This window comes from Pseudomonas sp. MPDS (assembly GCF_013283895.1).
Lineage (GTDB): Bacteria > Pseudomonadota > Gammaproteobacteria > Pseudomonadales > Pseudomonadaceae > Aquipseudomonas > Aquipseudomonas rhizophila.
The window spans coordinates 3,053,980-3,070,610 of sequence record NZ_CP054128.1 but is presented as its reverse complement, the minus strand read 5'-3'; the positions used below and the strand labels follow the sequence as shown (position 1 = coordinate 3,070,610).

Below are 16,631 nucleotides of genomic sequence, written 5' to 3'. Positions count from 1 at the left end.
GGAGCTTGCTCCCGCTGGACTGCACAGCAGTCCCACAAAAGAGGGGGCCGCTGCGCGACCCAGCGGGAGCAAGCTCCCTCGCCACAGGTTCGGCGTTCGTCTTTAACGGATCGGTATTGGGCACCCCCCATCTCGTCTTATTCAGGAGTTCCACACAATGGATGCGATCATTCTCGACCTCGGCGGCGACATCAAGGGCGACAGCCTGCTCGAGGGCTTCACGGACAAAATCGAAGTCATGTCCTACAGCCACAACGTGGCGATGCAAGTCACCAATGACGTCAGCAACTCGGAACGTACGTCCGGCAGGCCCCACATCGGCGAATTCACCCTGACCAAATTCGTCGACAGTTCTACCCCCACCCTCAACGAATATTGCTGCGCCGGTAAACCGATCCCCGAAGCCATCATCACCATCGGTCGCAACGCTGCCGAAGGCAGCGGTCAGATCATGCCGTTCATCGTCTACACCCTGACCAACGTCGTGCTGTCCAACGTCAGCGTCAGTGGCGGTACAGGCGGCAAACCGGTGGAAACCCTGTCGCTGAACTTCACCAAGATCAAATGGGAACTCACCGCGCAGAAAGACGACGGCACCAAGGAAGGCACGGCGGGCACGACGTGGGACCTGGCGGCCAACAAGATGACCAAGTAAGGAAGCCGCGCCCATGGCTGGCTTCGGGCTTCGCCCTCCTCTGTTCGAACGCCTGGCCAGCCCGGCGCAAGACCCTGAGCGGGCGTTCGACCGGCAGGCGCTGCAGGACTCGGTTCATGCCGAACTGCTGCGCCTGTTCAACACCCGACGCGGCCCGAAGGCGCTGACCGAGCCGCCGAGCATTCTGGATTACGGCATCGCTGACTGGACGGCGCTACAACAGCAGCGCAGCGATGACCGTCGCCAACTGACCCGCGAGATCCGTCAGGCCATCAACCACTTCGAACCGCGCCTGCGATTGGGCGAGGTCCAGGTCAACCCTGTGCCGGGTCATCCCCAGCAACTGAACATACGGCTATTGGGCGAGTTGCGCGGTGATCAGCACTCATGGCCCGTGGCATTTGTCATCGAGCCCGCCGGCGATGGCCTTGAGGTACGACATGAGCGACTCGATTGACCCGCAACTGCTCGATTACTACCAGCGTGAACTGACCTGGCTGCGGCATGCCGGGAGCCTGTTCGCCGAACGTTACCCCAAGGTCGCCAGGCGCCTGGAGCTGTCTCCCGGTGAATGCCCGGACCCGCATGTCGAGCGACTGCTGGAGGGCTTCGCACTGCTGGCCGCCCGCTTGCAGCGAAGACTGGACGACGACTACGCCGAGTTCAGCGATGCCTTGCTCGAACAGCTTTACCCTCTGGCCCTGCGTCCTCTGCCGTCCTGCGCCATCGTGCAGTTCGAACCCGACCCGAGCAAAGGCAACCTCAATGAAGGCTATCCCCTGCCCCGGGACACGCCCTTGTTCGTCACCACCGACAAGGGGCAGAGCATTCATTTTCGCACCACGGCCGCCGTGCGCCTGTGGCCGGTCGAAGTCAGTGAAGCGTTGCTGCTGGGCAGCGATGAGGCTCAGGCGCTGACGGGGGTGGTGCAGGCGCGTTCCGCCTTGCGCCTGAACCTGCGTTGCCTGGGGGAAAGCCAATGGTCGACGCTGGGGATCGATTCTCTGCGGGTACACCTGGCAGCCTCACCAATGATCAACGCCTGGCTGTATGACCTGCTCTGCGCCCATGCCGTGAAGGTCCTGGCCGGCCCACCGGGCAGCGTGCCGGAACCCCTGACCGGCCTGCCGGAGATCGTCGGTTTCGCCAGTGATCAAGCCTTGCTGCCGGACGAGGACGGGGTGCATCCCGGCATGCGCCTGCTGGCGGAATACTTTGCCTTCCCCGACAAATTCGGCTTTTTCGACCTGCCACTGGCCGGGGCGACCAGCGACAGCCAGGCCTTGTACCTGTACATCGTGTTCGACCGCGCGCCCATCAGCCGCCTGCCGCTCCAGGCCAGCGACATCGCCCTGGGCTGCGCGCCAGTGATCAACCTGTTCCCCAGGACGTCCGAGCCGCTACGCCCGGACGGCACCCGCAGCGAATACCGCCTGGTGGCCGACAGTCATCGAGAGAACAGCGTCGAGATCCACAGCATCCGCGGCATGCGCGCGACGTCGAGCCAGGGGGTGCGCAAAGTGCCGGCCTATTACGGCAGCCAGCACGGCAACGACCAGGCCTATTACTGGCATGCGCGGCGAGTCAGCGGCATGAGCCCCAATCGCCTGGGCACCGATTTGATGGTCAGCCTGGTGGACACTCAGTTCGACCCGCTGGCTGACACGCGGGACTACAGCCTCACCGCCGAGTTGCTGTGCACCAACCGCCATCTGGCCCAGAGCCTGCCGTCCGGCACCGCGCTGGGTTTTGAGCGTCCCGGGCCGGTGGCCTGGGCTCGCCTGCGCAACCCGCCCAGCCCGCAGAGCCTGCCACGCCTGGATGGCGAATCGCGCTGGAGACTGGTGTCGCAATTGACCCTCAACCACCTGTCGCTGGTGGAAGGTCCCCAGGCTCTCGACGCGCTGCGGGAAATTCTCGAATTGCACAATCTGCGGGACGAGGCCAGCGCCCGGCGACAGATCGCCGGGGTGCTGGAACTGGCCTGTGACCGGGTCATCGCCCATGTCGGCGAAGACGCCTGGCGCGGGTGGCGCAACGGGTTGCAAGTAAGCCTGCAACTGGACCCGCAACACTTCGTCGGCAGCAGTGCCGTGCTGTTCTCCGGGGTGCTGGCGCAGTTCTTTTCCCTCTATGCCACCGCCAATCGTTTCGTGCGCACCGTGCTGGTTCAATCGGACAGGGAGGTGAAAACATGGCAACCCCAAGCCGGCAAACCCATGACGCTCTGAACCTGAGCGAACGTTTGCGGCGCGACCCGCATCGTTTCGAATGGCTTCAGGCATTGCTGGTGCTGGAGCGCGAACAGCCCCAGGCCGAAACCCTGGGCAGCGGCACCGCGCCCCACGCCGAAGCCCTGCGCCTGCGGGGACCGCTGACACCGCTGTTCGCCGCCAGTGAAGTCGAAAGCCTGAAGCAAGAGCCCGGCACGGCACCCATCCTGACCACGCCGATCTTTGGCCTCGGCGGCCCCGACGGCCCCTTGCCCTACGCCTATCAGGAATGGCTGCAACAACGGGCACGGGCGCGCGATCATGCGCCGGCGGAGTTTCTCGACCTGTTCCAGCATCGTCTGCTCAGCCTGCTCTACAAAGTGATGCGCAAACACCGCATCGCCCTGGGTTTTACCGCACCGGCGGCGTCTGCCGTGCAGGCGCAATTGCGTGCATTGACCGGCCTGCTGCCCAAGGCGTTGCAAGAACGCCAGGCCGCACCCGATGCGGGCGTGCTGGCGTGTACCGCACTGTACGCCGATGGCCGGCGCTCCTTGGCCGGGTTTGCAGCCATCGTGCGCGAACAGTTCGGGCTGCCGGTGGAACTGACCGCCTACAAAGGTGGCTGGCGCGAAATTCCTCCCGCCAGCCGCAGCCGCTTGCAGCCCGGCGGGCGCAACTTGCGCTTGGGCCACAGCGCGGTCGCCGGCACTCGGGTCTGGGACGAACATGCCGGCGTGCGCCTGACCCTCGGCCCGCTGACCGCGGTTCAGGCCAATGCATTGCTGCCCACCGGCGAGACCCATCCGTTACTCGCCAGCCTTTACGCCTTGTACTTCGGTCCCGATCTGGATTGCACCCTGGTGCTGCTGATCCGTGGCGCCGGGCCACTGCAACTGGTTCGCCAGGCGCCGCCACGATTGAGCTGGAACGGTGGCCTGCAACGCCAGCCGAACCTTGCCGTACAACGGATCGAAACTCGCCTTCGTCAGCCGGAGATCGCCTGAAATGGAACTGGCCAGCCTGATCGGACGCCTCAACCCGGACAACCGTCGCGCCCTGGAACGCGCCGCGCAACGCTGCCTGCAACGCAGCCATCACTATGTGGAAATCGAGCACCTGCTGCTGGAACTGCTGGACATCGAAGGCGGTGACTTCGCCTGTCTGTTGCCGCGCTTTGGCCTGGAGCGCGACGCGGTGGCGGCAGAAATCAACAAGGCCCTGGAGCTGTTCAAATCCGGCAGTACCCGCACGCCGGCCCTGTCGACGCAAACCATCGGCCTGCTGGAGGACGCCGTGGTGCAAGCCAGCGTGCTGGGCCTGGACAGCATTCGTTCCGGCTTGTTGTTGCTGGCACTGCTGGACCGTGATGAGCGTCGCAGCCTGTTGCTCAACAGTGCCTCGTCGCTGCTGCGCATTCCCCGGGAGGCCTTGCGCGCCCATCTGTTGGAATGGACCGAAAGCTCGCGGGAACATGTCGGCGGCGTGCGCCCGGTAAAACCCGGTGAGGCACCACCGAAACAGGACCCGGTGCTCGACCAATACACCCAGGACCTGACCGCCGACGCTCGGGACGGACGCATCGATCCCATCGTCGGACGCGACGGTGAGATTCGTCAGTGCATCGATATCCTGCTCAGACGTCGGCAGAACAACCCGATCCTGGTGGGCCCGCCGGGCGTCGGCAAAACCGCCGTGGTGGAAGGGCTGGCCCTGCGCATTGCCGCAGGCGACGTGCCACCGTCGTTGCAGGAGGTCACTTTGCGCGTGCTGGATCTGGGCCTGTTGCAGGCCGGCGCGGGCGTCAAGGGCGAGTTCGAACAGCGTCTCAAAGGCGTGATTGACGCTGTACGCAGCGCTGAAAAACCGATCATTCTGTTTATCGACGAAGCCCATACCCTGATCGGTGCCGGCGGCGCTGAAGGTGGCAGCGACGCGGCCAACCTGCTCAAACCGGCCCTGGCCCGGGGTGAACTGCGCACCCTGGCCGCCACCACCTGGCTGGAATACAAAAAATACTTCGAGAAAGACCCGGCCCTCGCCCGTCGCTTCCAACTGGTGCAGGTCGAAGAACCGGACGAACTCACCGCCGTGGAAATGCTCCGTGGCGTAGCGACCAAACTGGAACAACATCACGGCGTACACGTGCTGGATGCGGCCATTCAGGAGGCGGTGAAACTGTCCCACCGCTACATTTCCGGGCGACAGTTGCCGGACAAAGCCATCAGCGTGCTCGACACCGCCTGCGCGCGGGTCGCCCTCGGCCAACACGATGTGCCGCCGCCCCTGGAAAGCCTGCGCCACCGCCAGAACAGCCTCAAGGACGAAGTCGAACGCTTGCGCCGTGAGCAGGCCACCGGGCTGGATCACCGCGAGCGCATCACCCTGCTGGAAACCGAGTCGAGCGGCAACGTGCAGGCCATCCGCGAGCTGGAGACCCGCTGGGGTGAAGAGCGCGAAGCGGTGCGCGAACTGCTCGACACCCGCCGCGAGCTGCTGGCCTTGAGCGAGCGCGCCGACGGTGAAAAGCCCGACACCGAGATCGATAACCGCATCGACCACCTGGCTGCCGAACTGCTGCGTCTGGAGGCCGGCCTGGATGCCATTCGCCAGGACGATCCGCTGGTACCCGAACAGGTGGACAGCAAGACCGTCGCCGCCGTGATCGCCGGCTGGACCGGCATCCCGGTAGGCAAGATGCTCGCCGACGAAGCCCACGCCGTGCGCACCCTCGGTCAGCGCATGGGCCTGCGGGTTATGGGCCAGGACACCGCGTTGAACACCATCGCTCAGCGCCTGCAAGCCTACCGCGCCGGCCTGACCGATCCGCAGAAGCCGGTCGGCGTATTCCTGCTGGTGGGCCCCACCGGCGTGGGCAAGACCGAAACCGCCTACGCCCTGGCCGATGCCCTTTATGGCGGCGAACGTAACCTGATCAGCATCAACCTTTCGGAATACCAGGAAGCCCACACCGTCAGCCAGCTCAAGGGCGCCCCGCCCGGCTATGTCGGCTACGGCAGCGGCGGTGTGCTCACCGAAGCGGTGCGGCGCAAACCCTACTCGGTGGTGTTGCTGGATGAAATCGAAAAGGCCCACCCGGATGTGCTCGAGGCCTTCTACAACGTCTTCGACAAAGGCCTGATGGAAGACGGCACCGGCCTGGTGGTGGACTTCAAGAACACGGTGATGCTCGCCACCAGCAACGTCGGCGCCGAACTGCTACTGGACACGCCAGCCGCGCAACTGGGCAGCGACGCGTTCAACGAAGCCTTGCATAAAGTCTTGCTGCAAGCGTTTCGCCCCGCATTCCTGGCGCGCATGACGGTGGTGGCGTATCGGCCGCTGGATGAGGCGACGCTGGAAGCCATTGTCCTGGCCAAGCTGGAGAAACTGCGTGGGCGGTATAAGGCCGCGACCGGCAAGCAGTTCGAGTTCGACGCAGGGATCGTCAAGGCCGTGTTGGCCAAGTGCAGCGCGGCAGGAGCAAGGGATGTGGAGAATGTGTTGATGACGCAGGTGACGGGGAAGTTGGCGGAGTGGGTGTTGGAGTGACAAACCGTCGTGGTTCATCGCCTGTTAAGACTTTCTGAGTTGGACCGGAGCCCTTATGAAGTTCTATCACTACACCACCCAGTCAGCGGCCAAATCCATCACTGATAATCAAATCGGCACCCCCGCCGTCCGGGAGTGGAAATGCACGATGAATCAACCTCAAAAGTGGGCCTGGTTCAAAAAGCAGCATGAAGAAGGTTTCTATTTAACGACCATACCACCGTCTGAAATACGAGAGAAAAAAGAAAAACTCGGCATTAGCAAACTGTCAGAAGTCTATGTTTTGTATTTCAACCTCGCATGGATAAAACCAAAACAGATGAAGAAAGTGGATGATTACGTAAATAGCGGATTCATCAAGATTAAAAAAGTTGGCGAGCCTGACAAAATTTGCGCTCAACGCATTGGGGTCAATACCAATCAACTGGACAATGTTCCTTTCCCGGTTGAGTCATGTTTATGGGCAGGCCCGGTCGAAGGATTTCCTGACGATATTTAAAGGCGCTGAGGACAATCAATGCCCCGCTCCACCGACAGCAACACCACCCTCTCCCTCACCGCGGCCACGCTGTCGGCGCTGTATCCGGAATCGCTGTCCGGCGAAGAGAGCCTCAATGCGTTGGGCTCGCACATCCTCAACGGCATCAACGACGGCCCCTCGCTGACCCTCACCAGCGCTGTCGCCAGCCATGTCACCATGACGCTGCACAAGGACGCCTTGTTGCGCCCGCTGGATTTTCTGGTCGCGGAGATCCGCCAGCTCCCCGCCGACGCCACCGCCGAACGCTATCAACTTTTATTGCGCCCGTGGCTTTGGTGGCTGACCCTGGCGAGCAACAATCGGGTGTTTCAGAACCTCGCCACCTCGGACATCGTCACCACGATTTTCAAGGCCCATGGTTTCACCGATTTCCAGCTCAAACTCACCGGCAGCTACACACCACGCGAATACTGTGTGCAATACGGCGAAACCGATCTGGCCTTTGTTTCGCGGTTGATGGAAGAAGACGGAATCTTCTGGTTTTTCAGCCACGAACAAGGCACGCACACGCTGGTGCTGGCTGACAACAATGATGCGTTCTTGCCGATCCCCAATGGCCCGACGGTGAATTATCTCGGGCAGAAAATAGGTGATCGGGAACTGCATGGCATCCGCTCAGGCCAGGTGTGCCTGCAAGCGGTGGCCGGGGTCTACCAGGCAACCGACTACCAATTCACCACGCCAACGACTTCGCTCTACAGCCAGGCCGAAGCCGTCGCCGGGCCGAGTTCGATATACGAGCATCCGGGCGGCTATGACGCCAAGGGCCAGGGCGATGCGTTGACCAAACAACGGGTGGATGGCCTGCGCAGTCAGGAGAAGCGGTTTGTCGGCGAAAGCGACTGCCGTTGGCTGGTGCCGGGGTATTGGTTCACCCTCGCCGGCCATGAAGACTCGACGCTGAATATCGATTGGGTGGTGACCTCGGTCAGCCACGAAGCCAGCCACGATAGCTACCGAAACCGCTTCGAGGCGATTCCCAAGGCCACGACTTATCGACCGCCCCGCACCACGCAAAAACCCCGCATGCACACCCAGACGGCACTGGTGGTGGGCAAGGCCGGTGAAGAAATCTGGACCGACGAATACGGGCGGATCAAGTTGCAGTTCCCCTGGGACCGCACCGGCAAGAACGACGAGAGTTCATCCTGCTGGGTTCGTGTGGTTTTGCCCTGGAGCGGCAAGGGGTTTGGCATGCAGTTCGTGCCGCGCATCGGCCAGGAGGTCATCGTCACCTTCATCGACGGCGACCCCGACCGGCCGCTGGTGACCGGTTGTGTCTACAACGGCGACAACGCCCTGCCCTACGCGCTGCCGGCCAACCAGACCCAGTCCGGGATCAAGACCAACTCGTCCAAGGGCGGCGGCGGTTTCAACGAATTGCGCTTCGAGGACAAGAAGGACGCCGAGGAGGTTTTTCTCCAGGCCCAGAAAGACTTCAACATCAACGTGCTCAACGACACCACCGCCACGGTCGGTCACGATGAAACCCTCACGGTGCAGAACGCGCGCACCCGCACGGTCAAGGAAGGCGACGAAACCGTCACCCTGGAAAAGGGCAAACGCAGCGTGACCATCCAGACCGGCAGCGACAGCCTCGATGTGAAGGACACTCGCACCGTGACCGTGGGTTCGGACCAGAACCACAGCACCGGGGGCAACTACGCGCACAAGGTCACCGGTAACTATGAACTGACGGTGGACGGCAACCTGACCATCAAGGTCAGTGGCACCCTGACCCTGCAAAGCGGCGGCAGTTTCGCGATCAAGAGCGGTGCCGACCTGGCGGCCCAGGCCAGCACGTCCATCAGCCAAAAGGCTGGAACCGCCCTGAGCAACCAGGCCGGTACGTCATTGGAAAACAAGGCCGGCACCACCCTGACCAACGACGCCGGCATCAGCCTGGTGAACAAGGCCGCCGCCGAACAGACCGTGGACGGCGGCGGCATGCTGACCATCAAGGGCGGCCTGGTGAAGGTCAACTGACGGGAGCGCGCCGATGACCTCGAAAAAACTCGACGTGGAGCGTGGCGACAGTCACCTGAGCGGGCAACTGGTCGACGGCCACCTCGACGGCCCGCTGCAGATTGAGGAGGCCCAGCGCCCGCAAGCGAAACTCAACTATCAGCAAGGTGAGCTGCAAGGCACCAGCACGCTGTATCACCCCAACGGTAAAGTCTCCGCGGTGTTGCCCTTCGTCAAAGGCAAACTGCAGGGCGTGGCAAGCTTCTACGCCGCCGAAGGCGGGCTGCAGCGCCAGGCCACTTATCGGGGTGGGTTGCTGCACGGTGAAGCGAACAACTATTTCCCCGATGGGCAACTGGCCGAGTCCGAGTTCTATCGTGACGGTGTGCGTGACGGTCGTTATCGACGCATGCACCCCAATGGCAACCCCGCCGTCGACGCCCGCTACCTCAACGGCCAACTGCTGGAACCGGCACACGCTTATGCCGAAGACGGCCGACCACTGGACGCCGAGGGCAAGCCGATTTCCAGGGTGCGCTGGTGGTTCAGGCGCTGGAGTGATCCGGCGCAAGCATAATTATTATCTTTCCCCTTACCCATGTGGGAGCGAGCCTGCTCGCGATGACGGTGGTACAGCCAACATCTCCACCAACTGAACCGCCGCTATCGCGAGCAAGCTCGCTCCCACAGGAAATCTTCCCTACCTGTAGGTCCGAACCAATCAAGGAATGAGCATCTGCACCTGCCCCGGCACGACGATCTTGATCACCCCGGCCCAGGTACACATCAGGGTGCTGTTGGCATCGATGGCCGGCATGTTGCCCAGCAGCAAGGTCGGTGGGCCGCCGGGGATCCAGGGCGTAGCGGTGGCAGGAATGCACGGCATGGGTGTCAGCACGCCCAATGCCGCGGCAGTCGCAGCGGCGACGGTCGGGTTAGCCAGGCTTTGACACATGCCGAAGGTGGTGATGTTCACCAGAGGAATGTGATCCATGATATTCGCCGCCGGCATCCCGCCGGTCAGCAGCCGATTGACCGGCAGCACATTGAGCACCGCCGGGGCGGCGCCGAAACTGCATTGCAAGGTTGCGGTGCCACAGACTTGCGGGCATCCCATCGCGATGGCTCCCTGAAAAGCGGCAGACGCTGAAACCATAGCTCATCCACCCGGCATCAGGCCCGCTGATTATCCTGCAACACGCTAACCTATAAGACCCTGGCGTGCTTGTGACGCCTCTCACCTGCCATTAGATTAGCCAATGATCGATGGCCTCCAAAATAAGCAGAAGGGATAAGCATGGCGTTTACTGATCAGTCCACCCGTGTCCGCGACGGTGAAGAACTCGATGCCAGTCTGATCGACCCGTACCTCAAGGCCCACATTCCAGGCCTGACCGGTACGCCGCAGATCAGCCAGTTTCCCGGTGGTGCTTCGAACCTGACTTACCTGCTGGAATACCCTGAACAGGAATTCGTCCTGCGGCGTCCGCCGTTCGGCCATAAAGCCAAGTCCGCCCACGACATGGGTCGTGAGTTCCGCATCCTCAATCAGTTGCGCGAAGGTTTCCCCTATTGCCCGAAAGCCTACGTGCACTGCACCGACGAGTCGGTGATGGGCGCCGAGTTCTACGTGATGGAGCGGGTCAAAGGCATCATCCTGCGCTCCGACCTGCCGCCGGAACTGGGTTTTGACGCTGCCCGTACCGAAGCCCTGTGCAAGAGCTTCATCGACCGCCTCGTCGAACTGCATCAGGTTGACTACAAGGCCTGCGGCCTGGCCGACCTGGGCAAGCCCGAAGGCTACGTGGCCCGGCAGATCCGTGGCTGGAGCGACCGTTACGAAAAAGCCCTGACCCCGGACGCGCCGAAATGGGAGGCGGTCAAGGCTTGGCTCAACGAGAAGATGCCTGCCGACCACCCCACCTCCAGCATCGTGCACAACGACTACCGCTTCGACAACGTGATCCTCGACCCAGAAAACCCGATGCAGATCATCGGCGTGCTGGACTGGGAACTGACCACCATTGGCGACCCGCTGATGGACCTGGGCAACAGCCTCGCCTACTGGATCGAAGCCGGCGATCCGGCCCCGGTACAACTGATGCGCCGCCAGCCCAGCCATGCACCGGGCATGCTGACCCGTCGCGAGTTCGTCGATTACTACGCCGAACGCTCCGGGATCCGCATCGACAATTTCGACTTCTATTACACCTACGGCCTGTTCCGTCTGGCCGGCATCGTCCAACAGATCTACTACCGCTTCTTCCATGGCCAGACCCAGGACAAACGCTTCGCGCAGTTCGTTCAGATGAACAAACTGCTGGAGCAGATGAGCCTGCAGGTCATCAGCAAATCCACGCTCTGAGCGCATCTATAACAAGGAAACAGCATGTCCAAGACTCAGTTGTTCGACCTCGACGGTAAAATCGCTTTCGTTTCCGGCGCCAGCCGCGGCATCGGCGAGGCCATCGCCAAACTGCTGGCCCAGCAAGGCGCCCATGTGATCGTCTCGAGCCGCAAACTCGAGGGTTGCCAGCACGTGGCCGATGCCATCATCGCCGCTGGCGGCAAAGCGACCGCCATCGCCTGCCACATCGGTGAAATGGAACAGATCAGCCAGGTATTTGCCGGTATCCGCGAGCAGTTCGGGCGCCTGGACATCCTGGTGAACAACGCCGCCACCAACCCGCAGTTCTGCAACGTGCTGGACACTGACCTGGGGGCATTCCAGAAAACCGTCGACGTGAACATTCGCGGCTATTTCTTCATGTCGGTCGAAGCCGGCAAGCTGATGCGCGAAAACGGTGGCGGCAGCATCATCAACGTGGCGTCGATCAATGGCATCTCGCCGGGGATCTTCCAGGGCATCTACTCGGTGACCAAGGCCGCGGTCATCAACATGACCAAGGTGTTCGCCAAGGAATGCGCGCAATTCGGCATCCGCTGCAATGCCTTGCTGCCGGGCCTTACCGACACCAAGTTCGCCTCGGCGCTGGTCAAGAACGACGCGATCCTGAAAACCGCCCTGGCGCAGATCCCGCTCAAGCGCGTGGCCGATCCAAGCGAAATGGCCGGCGCGGTGCTGTACCTGGCCAGTGATGCGTCCAGCTATACCACCGGTGTGGCGCTGAATGTGGATGGGGGTTTCCTCTCCTGATGATGTTTCCCCTGTGGGAGCGAGCCTGCTCGCGATGACGTTGGATCAGCCAGCATTGATGTCACTGATCCACCGCTATCGCGAGCAGGCTCGCTCCCACAGGGGGTGGTGCAGTGAGCGCCAACAAAAGAATATTTATTCCAGTATTTGCAATATGCGAATATTTATTCCATAAAGAGCCCTTCTGAAAATAAAAACTCAAAGGGCTCTTTCTCATGCGCGAACTCGGCATCGGTCTGATTGGCACTGGCTTTATGGGCCGTGCCCATGCCTTGGCGTTTCACAATGCCAAAGCGGTGTTCGACCTCCCCCTGAACCTGACACTGGCGGCGCTGGCCGATGCCGATCCCCAGCGTGCCCGGCAGTGCGCCCAGAGCTGGGGGTTCGAGACGGCCCACAGCGACTGGCAACAACTGATCGACGACCCGAAGGTCGGCCTGATCGCCATCACCACGCCCAACCATTTGCACTTCCCGATGGCCATGGCTGCGCTGGCAGCGGGCAAGCCGGTTTATTGTGAAAAGCCCCTGGCCGTGTCGCTGGAACAGGCCGACCAGATGCAACGGGCAGCCAAGGCGGCCGGCGTGGTCACGCGGGTCGGCTACAACTACCAGCACAATCCAGTCATTCAACGGGCGCGTGACATGATCCGGCGCGGGGAACTGGGGCAGATCATCAGTTTCCAGGGCGAGTTCAGCGAAGACTTCATGGCCGATCCGACCTCACCATGGTCATGGCGCTGCGAAGCCGCCCACGCTGGCGGCGCATTGGCGGACCTGGGCAGTCACTTGCTGGCCATGGCCCGTCATTTATTGGGCGATGTCGAGGCCGTGTGTGCCGACAGCCAGACCGTACACAGCCAACGCCCCGCCAGTGCCGGCAACACTGAGCAGCGCACCATCGCCGTGGATGACCAGGTCCACGCCCTGCTGCGCTTCACCAGCGGCGCCCGAGGCACGGTCAGCAGCAGTTGGCTCAAGCACGGCTACAAGAATCACCTGAGTTTTGAGATCAGCGGCACGCTCGGCACCTTGGCGTTCGATCAGGAACGGCTGAATGAACTGCGCCTGTGCCGCGTCGGCCACGGGGGCTTCCAACGTCTGCTGGCCGGCCCGGATCTGCCGGGCTATGCCGCGTTCAGCCCAGCGGCCGGGCATCAGTTGGGGTACAACGAATTGAAGACCCTGGAAGTCCAGGAACTGATCATGGCCCTCGCTGGCCAAGGCGGCGACGGGACCGATTTTGCAGAAGCCTGGGAAGTGGAGCGGCTGGCGGCGGCGATTCGCCTGGCGGCGAGGGAACAGCGCTGGGTGACCGTGACTGGCTGACACACTGCCGATTTGTGCCGCCCTTTGTGGCGAGGGGATTTATCCCCGCTGGGTCGCGCAGCGGCCCCAAAAAATCTGCCTGATACACCGAGGCGTCAGCTTTAGGGGCGCTTCGCACCCCAGCGGGGATAAATCCCCTCGCCACGGGGGACAATGTTCAGGTTGATTGCAACTGAACCAACCGTGCCGCCAGCGCCTTGGCCTGGCTCGCCACATCGGTCACGGCGGTGCTTTCCCACCACATCCCGCGCAACGGTGGCCCCATGGCGAACAGACGACTGGCAGGCTCGCCCTGGGCATCCAGCACCGCGCCATCGGGACGGGCGGCGATGCCCAGGGCCAGCGGGCCGGGCTGGACCAATCCGCGAGCCAGCAGTTGTTGGGGCAACGGTCGTGCAACCCGGCGCCAATCGTATTCAATGCCACTGGAGTTGATCAGCGCAGCGCCCTGCACCACCGTCAGGTTTGCCTCGCCCCTTCGGCGAATGCGGATGTTCACCGCTCCCTCGGCAGACGGCGCCAGCCCCTTGAACGACGCTGCCTGGATCCGCAACCGCCCTTCCTCGTGCAACCGCGCCACCAGCTCAGCGCTCAAAGGCGGCGAACGATGATGATGGCTCTCCCACCAGGGTCGTACATGCCGCACGAATTGCCGGCGCTGCACATCGCTGGCCTGGCTCCACAAGCGCCCGATGTGCGCACGCACCGTGTCCAGAGGGGCCTGCCAGTCGATGCCTTCGGCCTGGGCCTGACGGCATTGCTCACGCAGAGCGCGCATTAATTGGCGTGGCGAGCGGAGGCTGTGATCGGCGGCGAGAAAGTCCACCCACTCAGGCGGTTGTCGACGCACATGGGGCAGCAGGCCATGGCGGGAAAACACTTCGATAGGTCCGCGATGCCCGGCCTGCTCGAGGGACACCACGGCATCCACCATCGTCAGCCCTGAGCCAATGATCAACACCATGGATTGCGGATCGAGCCGACGCATCGCCGCTACATCCCAAGGGTCCAGCGCGGCGGCATTCAAGCCGCTGGATTCGGTCTGCGGGGTCCGCGCCGCCGGGAACATGCCGGTGGCGAGCACCGCGAAACGTCCGCGCAACGTCTGGCCATCGTCAAGCGTAAGCAGCACGGCATCACCGGCGACCTGCAGATCCACGGCCTCCCCGCGCACATGCTCCGCCACAGAGCCATTACGGGCCCCCAGCGCCCGGGCTTCCGCCAGGCGCTGCTGCACATATAAACCAAAGATTCCCCGGGGCGGGAACAGCTCGCTGACCGGCACATGCTGTTGATCCGACTCGGGCCAACCACCGGCTTCGATGAATTCGGCGAGCCATTGAGTCAAGTCATCGGCGTTGTCTGGATCGACGCTCATCCGCGCGGCGTTGCCGTTCAAGGTGTGGCCCAGCTCCACGGCGCTGTAGGCCTCGCCCCGGCCCAACTCGCTGCGCGGCTCGACGATCAGCACGTTGCGCCGGCCAGGCAGGCGCAGTAGCTGCGCCGCCAGCATGGCTCCGCTCAGACCACCGCCGATGATCAGGACATCGGCCTCGCGGGTGATGCTGCTGCCAGGTCGATCCAGCGCTGTATGCATGTCGCTCTCCAGGAATCAAATCACCACGTTGCGTACGAATCTTGTCGCCACCGGACCCTCATTGCGATAGGCATGGGGCTGGTTGCTGGCAAACATGAAAAACTCACCGGCGCCTATCTGGTGCTCTGCGCTGCCCAGCGTCAGGGTCAGGCAGCCTTCGAACACATAGAGCTGCTCGCTCCAGCCATCGGCATCAGGTTCGGATGGGTAATGCTCACCGGGCTCCAGGCGCCATTCCCAAAGTTCGACTTCGCGACTGGCGGTGGCCTTGGCCAGCAGCACGGCTTTGCTGCCGGGGATGGTACCGGCCCAGGCCAGTTCGTTGATGCGACTCGGGTCGCGGGCATCGGGGGCCTGAATCAAGTCGCTAAAGGCCACGTCGAGGGCTTCGGCGACACGGTCAAGGGTGGTCAGGCTGACGTTCTTTTCGCCGGCCTCGATGGCCACCAACATGCGCCGGCTGACCCCTGACAGTTCGGCCAGGGTTGTCTGACTGAGCTGCGCGGCGTGCCGCAGGCGGCGGACGTTCTGGCTGACGTGTTGCAGGACGGATGCCCGCTGGCCGTTTTCTTTGTGCACTATATTGCTCATCTGCTGGGGTTGCGCATTATACTGCCCACCTTCTTCGGGCGCATTGTGCGTCCGCCTCAAGTGGCGCGCAAGGTCATGGCATCGGTGAACTCCCCTCAAGCTTCCTCCCGTTTCTCAAGGTTCAGCAAGGCCGAATGCGTGCTGGTGCTGATCACCATGATCTGGGGCGGGACTTTCTTGCTGGTGCAACACGCCATGACGGTCAGCGGGCCGATGTTTTTCGTGGGCCTGCGGTTTGCCGCCGCTGCTGCCTTTGTCGCGCTGTTTTCGTGGCGGCATCTGCGGGACCTGACCCTGTTCGAACTCAAGGCTGGGAGCTTCATCGGCGTGGCGATCATGCTCGGCTATGGCTTGCAGACCGTCGGCCTGCAGACCATTCCCAGCAGCCAATCGGCGTTCATCACCGCACTTTACGTGCCGTTCGTGCCGCTGTTGCAGTGGCTGGTGCTGGGCCGTCGGCCAGGCTTGATGCCGAGCCTGGGCATCATGCTGGCCTTCACCGGGTTGATGCTGGTGTCGGGCCCGGCCGGGGCATCGTTGAATTTCAGCCCCGGTGAAATCGCCACGCTGATCAGCGCCATCGCCATTGCCGCCGAAATCATCCTGATCAGTGCCTACGCCGGCCAGGTCGATGTGCGCCGGGTAACCGTGGTGCAACTGGCAAGCACGGCGGTGCTGGCATTTTTGATGGTCGTGCCCACCCAGGAAAGAATTCCGGACTTTTCCTGGCTGTTGCTGATCAGCGCCGTGGGCCTGGGGGCGGCCAGCGCCGCGATCCAGGTGGCGATGAACTGGGCGCAGAAAAGCGTCTCGCCCACCCGCGCCACGCTGATCTATGCCGGCGAGCCGGTGTGGGCCGGTATTGCCGGGCGCCTGGCCGGCGAGCGGTTGCCGGCGATTGCGCTGGTAGGTGCGGTGTTGATCGTGGCGGCGGTGATCGTCAGTGAACTGAAAACCCGCGGCAAAATTGTCAACGAGGCGGATGAGGTGCTCGAGCGCGAACGCTGAGGCAATCGAAAAACCTTTCGAGAA

At 62.7% G+C, this 16,631-nt stretch carries 15 protein-coding genes; 12 read left to right on the top strand and 3 right to left on the bottom strand.

Annotation, left to right across the window (positions count from 1 at the left end):
* Positions 1-157 precede the first annotated feature (157 nt).
* From HQ912_RS13540 to HQ912_RS13505, 8 genes are read left to right on the top strand one after another with little or no spacing between them, the layout of a single operon-like run.
* Positions 158-655 (top strand): Hcp family type VI secretion system effector, encoded by a 498-nt coding sequence (locus HQ912_RS13540; RefSeq protein WP_047225736.1) that lies wholly within the window; start codon positions 158-160, stop codon positions 653-655.
* Between the two features lie 13 nt (positions 656-668).
* The gene (gene tssE / locus HQ912_RS13535) at positions 669-1,112 is read left to right on the top strand and encodes a type VI secretion system baseplate subunit TssE (protein WP_047225735.1); all 444 of its coding nucleotides are present in this window, start codon (positions 669-671) and stop codon (positions 1,110-1,112) included.
* Positions 1,096-2,886, top strand: a complete 1,791-nt coding sequence (tssF, locus tag HQ912_RS13530; RefSeq protein WP_173406897.1) for a type VI secretion system baseplate subunit TssF — start codon at positions 1,096-1,098, stop codon at positions 2,884-2,886. Before tssE ends, tssF begins: the two co-directional genes overlap by 17 nt.
* A complete protein-coding gene (gene tssG, locus HQ912_RS13525) occupies positions 2,850-3,875 on the top strand; it encodes a type VI secretion system baseplate subunit TssG (RefSeq protein ID WP_160892232.1) in 1,026 nt (341 codons plus the stop codon). Before tssF ends, tssG begins: the two co-directional genes overlap by 37 nt.
* 1 nt (position 3,876) lies before the next feature.
* Entirely contained in the window at positions 3,877-6,420 is a 2,544-nt protein-coding gene (gene tssH / locus HQ912_RS13520; protein ID WP_047225732.1) for a type VI secretion system ATPase TssH, read from the top strand.
* A gap of 55 nt (positions 6,421-6,475) precedes the next feature.
* Entirely contained in the window at positions 6,476-6,919 is a 444-nt protein-coding gene (locus HQ912_RS13515; protein ID WP_047225731.1) for a hypothetical protein, read from the top strand.
* 18 nt (positions 6,920-6,937) lie between these two features.
* Complete coding sequence (gene tssI, locus HQ912_RS13510) at positions 6,938-8,947, top strand: type VI secretion system tip protein VgrG (RefSeq protein ID WP_047225730.1); 2,010 nt, start codon at positions 6,938-6,940, stop codon at positions 8,945-8,947.
* A 13-nt stretch (positions 8,948-8,960) separates the two neighbouring features.
* A complete protein-coding gene (locus tag HQ912_RS13505) occupies positions 8,961-9,503 on the top strand; it encodes a toxin-antitoxin system YwqK family antitoxin (RefSeq protein ID WP_076384389.1) in 543 nt (180 codons plus the stop codon).
* A 144-nt stretch (positions 9,504-9,647) separates the two neighbouring features.
* Here HQ912_RS13505 and HQ912_RS13500 read toward each other — a convergent pair whose 3' ends face one another.
* Positions 9,648-10,043, bottom strand: a complete 396-nt coding sequence (locus HQ912_RS13500) for a DUF4280 domain-containing protein (protein ID WP_047225728.1) — start codon at positions 10,041-10,043, stop codon at positions 9,648-9,650.
* A gap of 180 nt (positions 10,044-10,223) precedes the next feature.
* Here HQ912_RS13500 and HQ912_RS13495 point away from each other — a divergent pair, with 180 nt between their 5' ends.
* From HQ912_RS13495 to HQ912_RS13485, 3 genes are all read left to right on the top strand, one after another.
* A complete protein-coding gene (locus tag HQ912_RS13495) occupies positions 10,224-11,291 on the top strand; it encodes a phosphotransferase family protein (protein WP_076384387.1) in 1,068 nt (355 codons plus the stop codon).
* Positions 11,292-11,315: 24 nt separating this feature from the next.
* On the top strand, positions 11,316-12,083 hold the full coding sequence (locus tag HQ912_RS13490; protein ID WP_047225726.1) for an SDR family oxidoreductase: 768 nt from the start codon (positions 11,316-11,318) through the stop codon (positions 12,081-12,083).
* 215 nt (positions 12,084-12,298) lie between these two features.
* Positions 12,299-13,411: a Gfo/Idh/MocA family protein gene (locus tag HQ912_RS13485; RefSeq protein ID WP_047225725.1), complete on the top strand. Its 1,113-nt coding sequence runs from the start codon at positions 12,299-12,301 to the stop codon at positions 13,409-13,411.
* A 157-nt stretch (positions 13,412-13,568) separates the two neighbouring features.
* Here HQ912_RS13485 and HQ912_RS13480 read toward each other — a convergent pair whose 3' ends face one another.
* Both HQ912_RS13480 and HQ912_RS13475 read right to left on the bottom strand, forming a co-directional pair.
* A complete protein-coding gene (locus HQ912_RS13480) occupies positions 13,569-15,008 on the bottom strand; it encodes an FAD/NAD(P)-binding protein (protein ID WP_160892224.1) in 1,440 nt (479 codons plus the stop codon).
* Positions 15,009-15,023: 15 nt separating this feature from the next.
* A complete protein-coding gene (locus HQ912_RS13475) occupies positions 15,024-15,587 on the bottom strand; it encodes a helix-turn-helix domain-containing protein (protein ID WP_047225723.1) in 564 nt (187 codons plus the stop codon).
* On the opposite strand from HQ912_RS13475, the gene HQ912_RS13470 reads away from it, so the two are divergent.
* Positions 15,582-16,607, top strand: a complete 1,026-nt coding sequence (locus tag HQ912_RS13470; RefSeq protein ID WP_047225722.1) for a DMT family transporter — start codon at positions 15,582-15,584, stop codon at positions 16,605-16,607. The genes HQ912_RS13475 and HQ912_RS13470 overlap by 6 nt on opposite strands.
* The last annotated feature ends 24 nt before the right edge of the window (positions 16,608-16,631 follow it).

Bases quoted from the DNA above. Each gene is read 5' to 3' on its own strand.
- HQ912_RS13540 (WP_047225736.1), top strand. From the start codon at position 158: ATGGATGCGATCATTCTCGACCTCGGCGGCGACATCAAGGGCGACAGC.
- tssE (WP_047225735.1), top strand. From the start codon at position 669: ATGGCTGGCTTCGGGCTTCGCCCTCCTCTGTTCGAACGCCTGGCCAGC.
- tssF (WP_173406897.1), top strand. From the start codon at position 1,096: ATGAGCGACTCGATTGACCCGCAACTGCTCGATTACTACCAGCGTGAA.
- tssG (WP_160892232.1), top strand. From the start codon at position 2,850: ATGGCAACCCCAAGCCGGCAAACCCATGACGCTCTGAACCTGAGCGAA.
- tssH (WP_047225732.1), top strand. From the start codon at position 3,877: ATGGAACTGGCCAGCCTGATCGGACGCCTCAACCCGGACAACCGTCGC.
- HQ912_RS13515 (WP_047225731.1), top strand. From the start codon at position 6,476: ATGAAGTTCTATCACTACACCACCCAGTCAGCGGCCAAATCCATCACT.
- tssI (WP_047225730.1), top strand. From the start codon at position 6,938: ATGCCCCGCTCCACCGACAGCAACACCACCCTCTCCCTCACCGCGGCC.
- HQ912_RS13505 (WP_076384389.1), top strand. From the start codon at position 8,961: ATGACCTCGAAAAAACTCGACGTGGAGCGTGGCGACAGTCACCTGAGC.
- HQ912_RS13500 (WP_047225728.1), bottom strand. From the start codon at position 10,043: ATGGGATGCCCGCAAGTCTGTGGCACCGCAACCTTGCAATGCAGTTTC.
- HQ912_RS13495 (WP_076384387.1), top strand. From the start codon at position 10,224: ATGGCGTTTACTGATCAGTCCACCCGTGTCCGCGACGGTGAAGAACTC.
- HQ912_RS13490 (WP_047225726.1), top strand. From the start codon at position 11,316: ATGTCCAAGACTCAGTTGTTCGACCTCGACGGTAAAATCGCTTTCGTT.
- HQ912_RS13485 (WP_047225725.1), top strand. From the start codon at position 12,299: ATGCGCGAACTCGGCATCGGTCTGATTGGCACTGGCTTTATGGGCCGT.
- HQ912_RS13480 (WP_160892224.1), bottom strand. From the start codon at position 15,008: ATGCATACAGCGCTGGATCGACCTGGCAGCAGCATCACCCGCGAGGCC.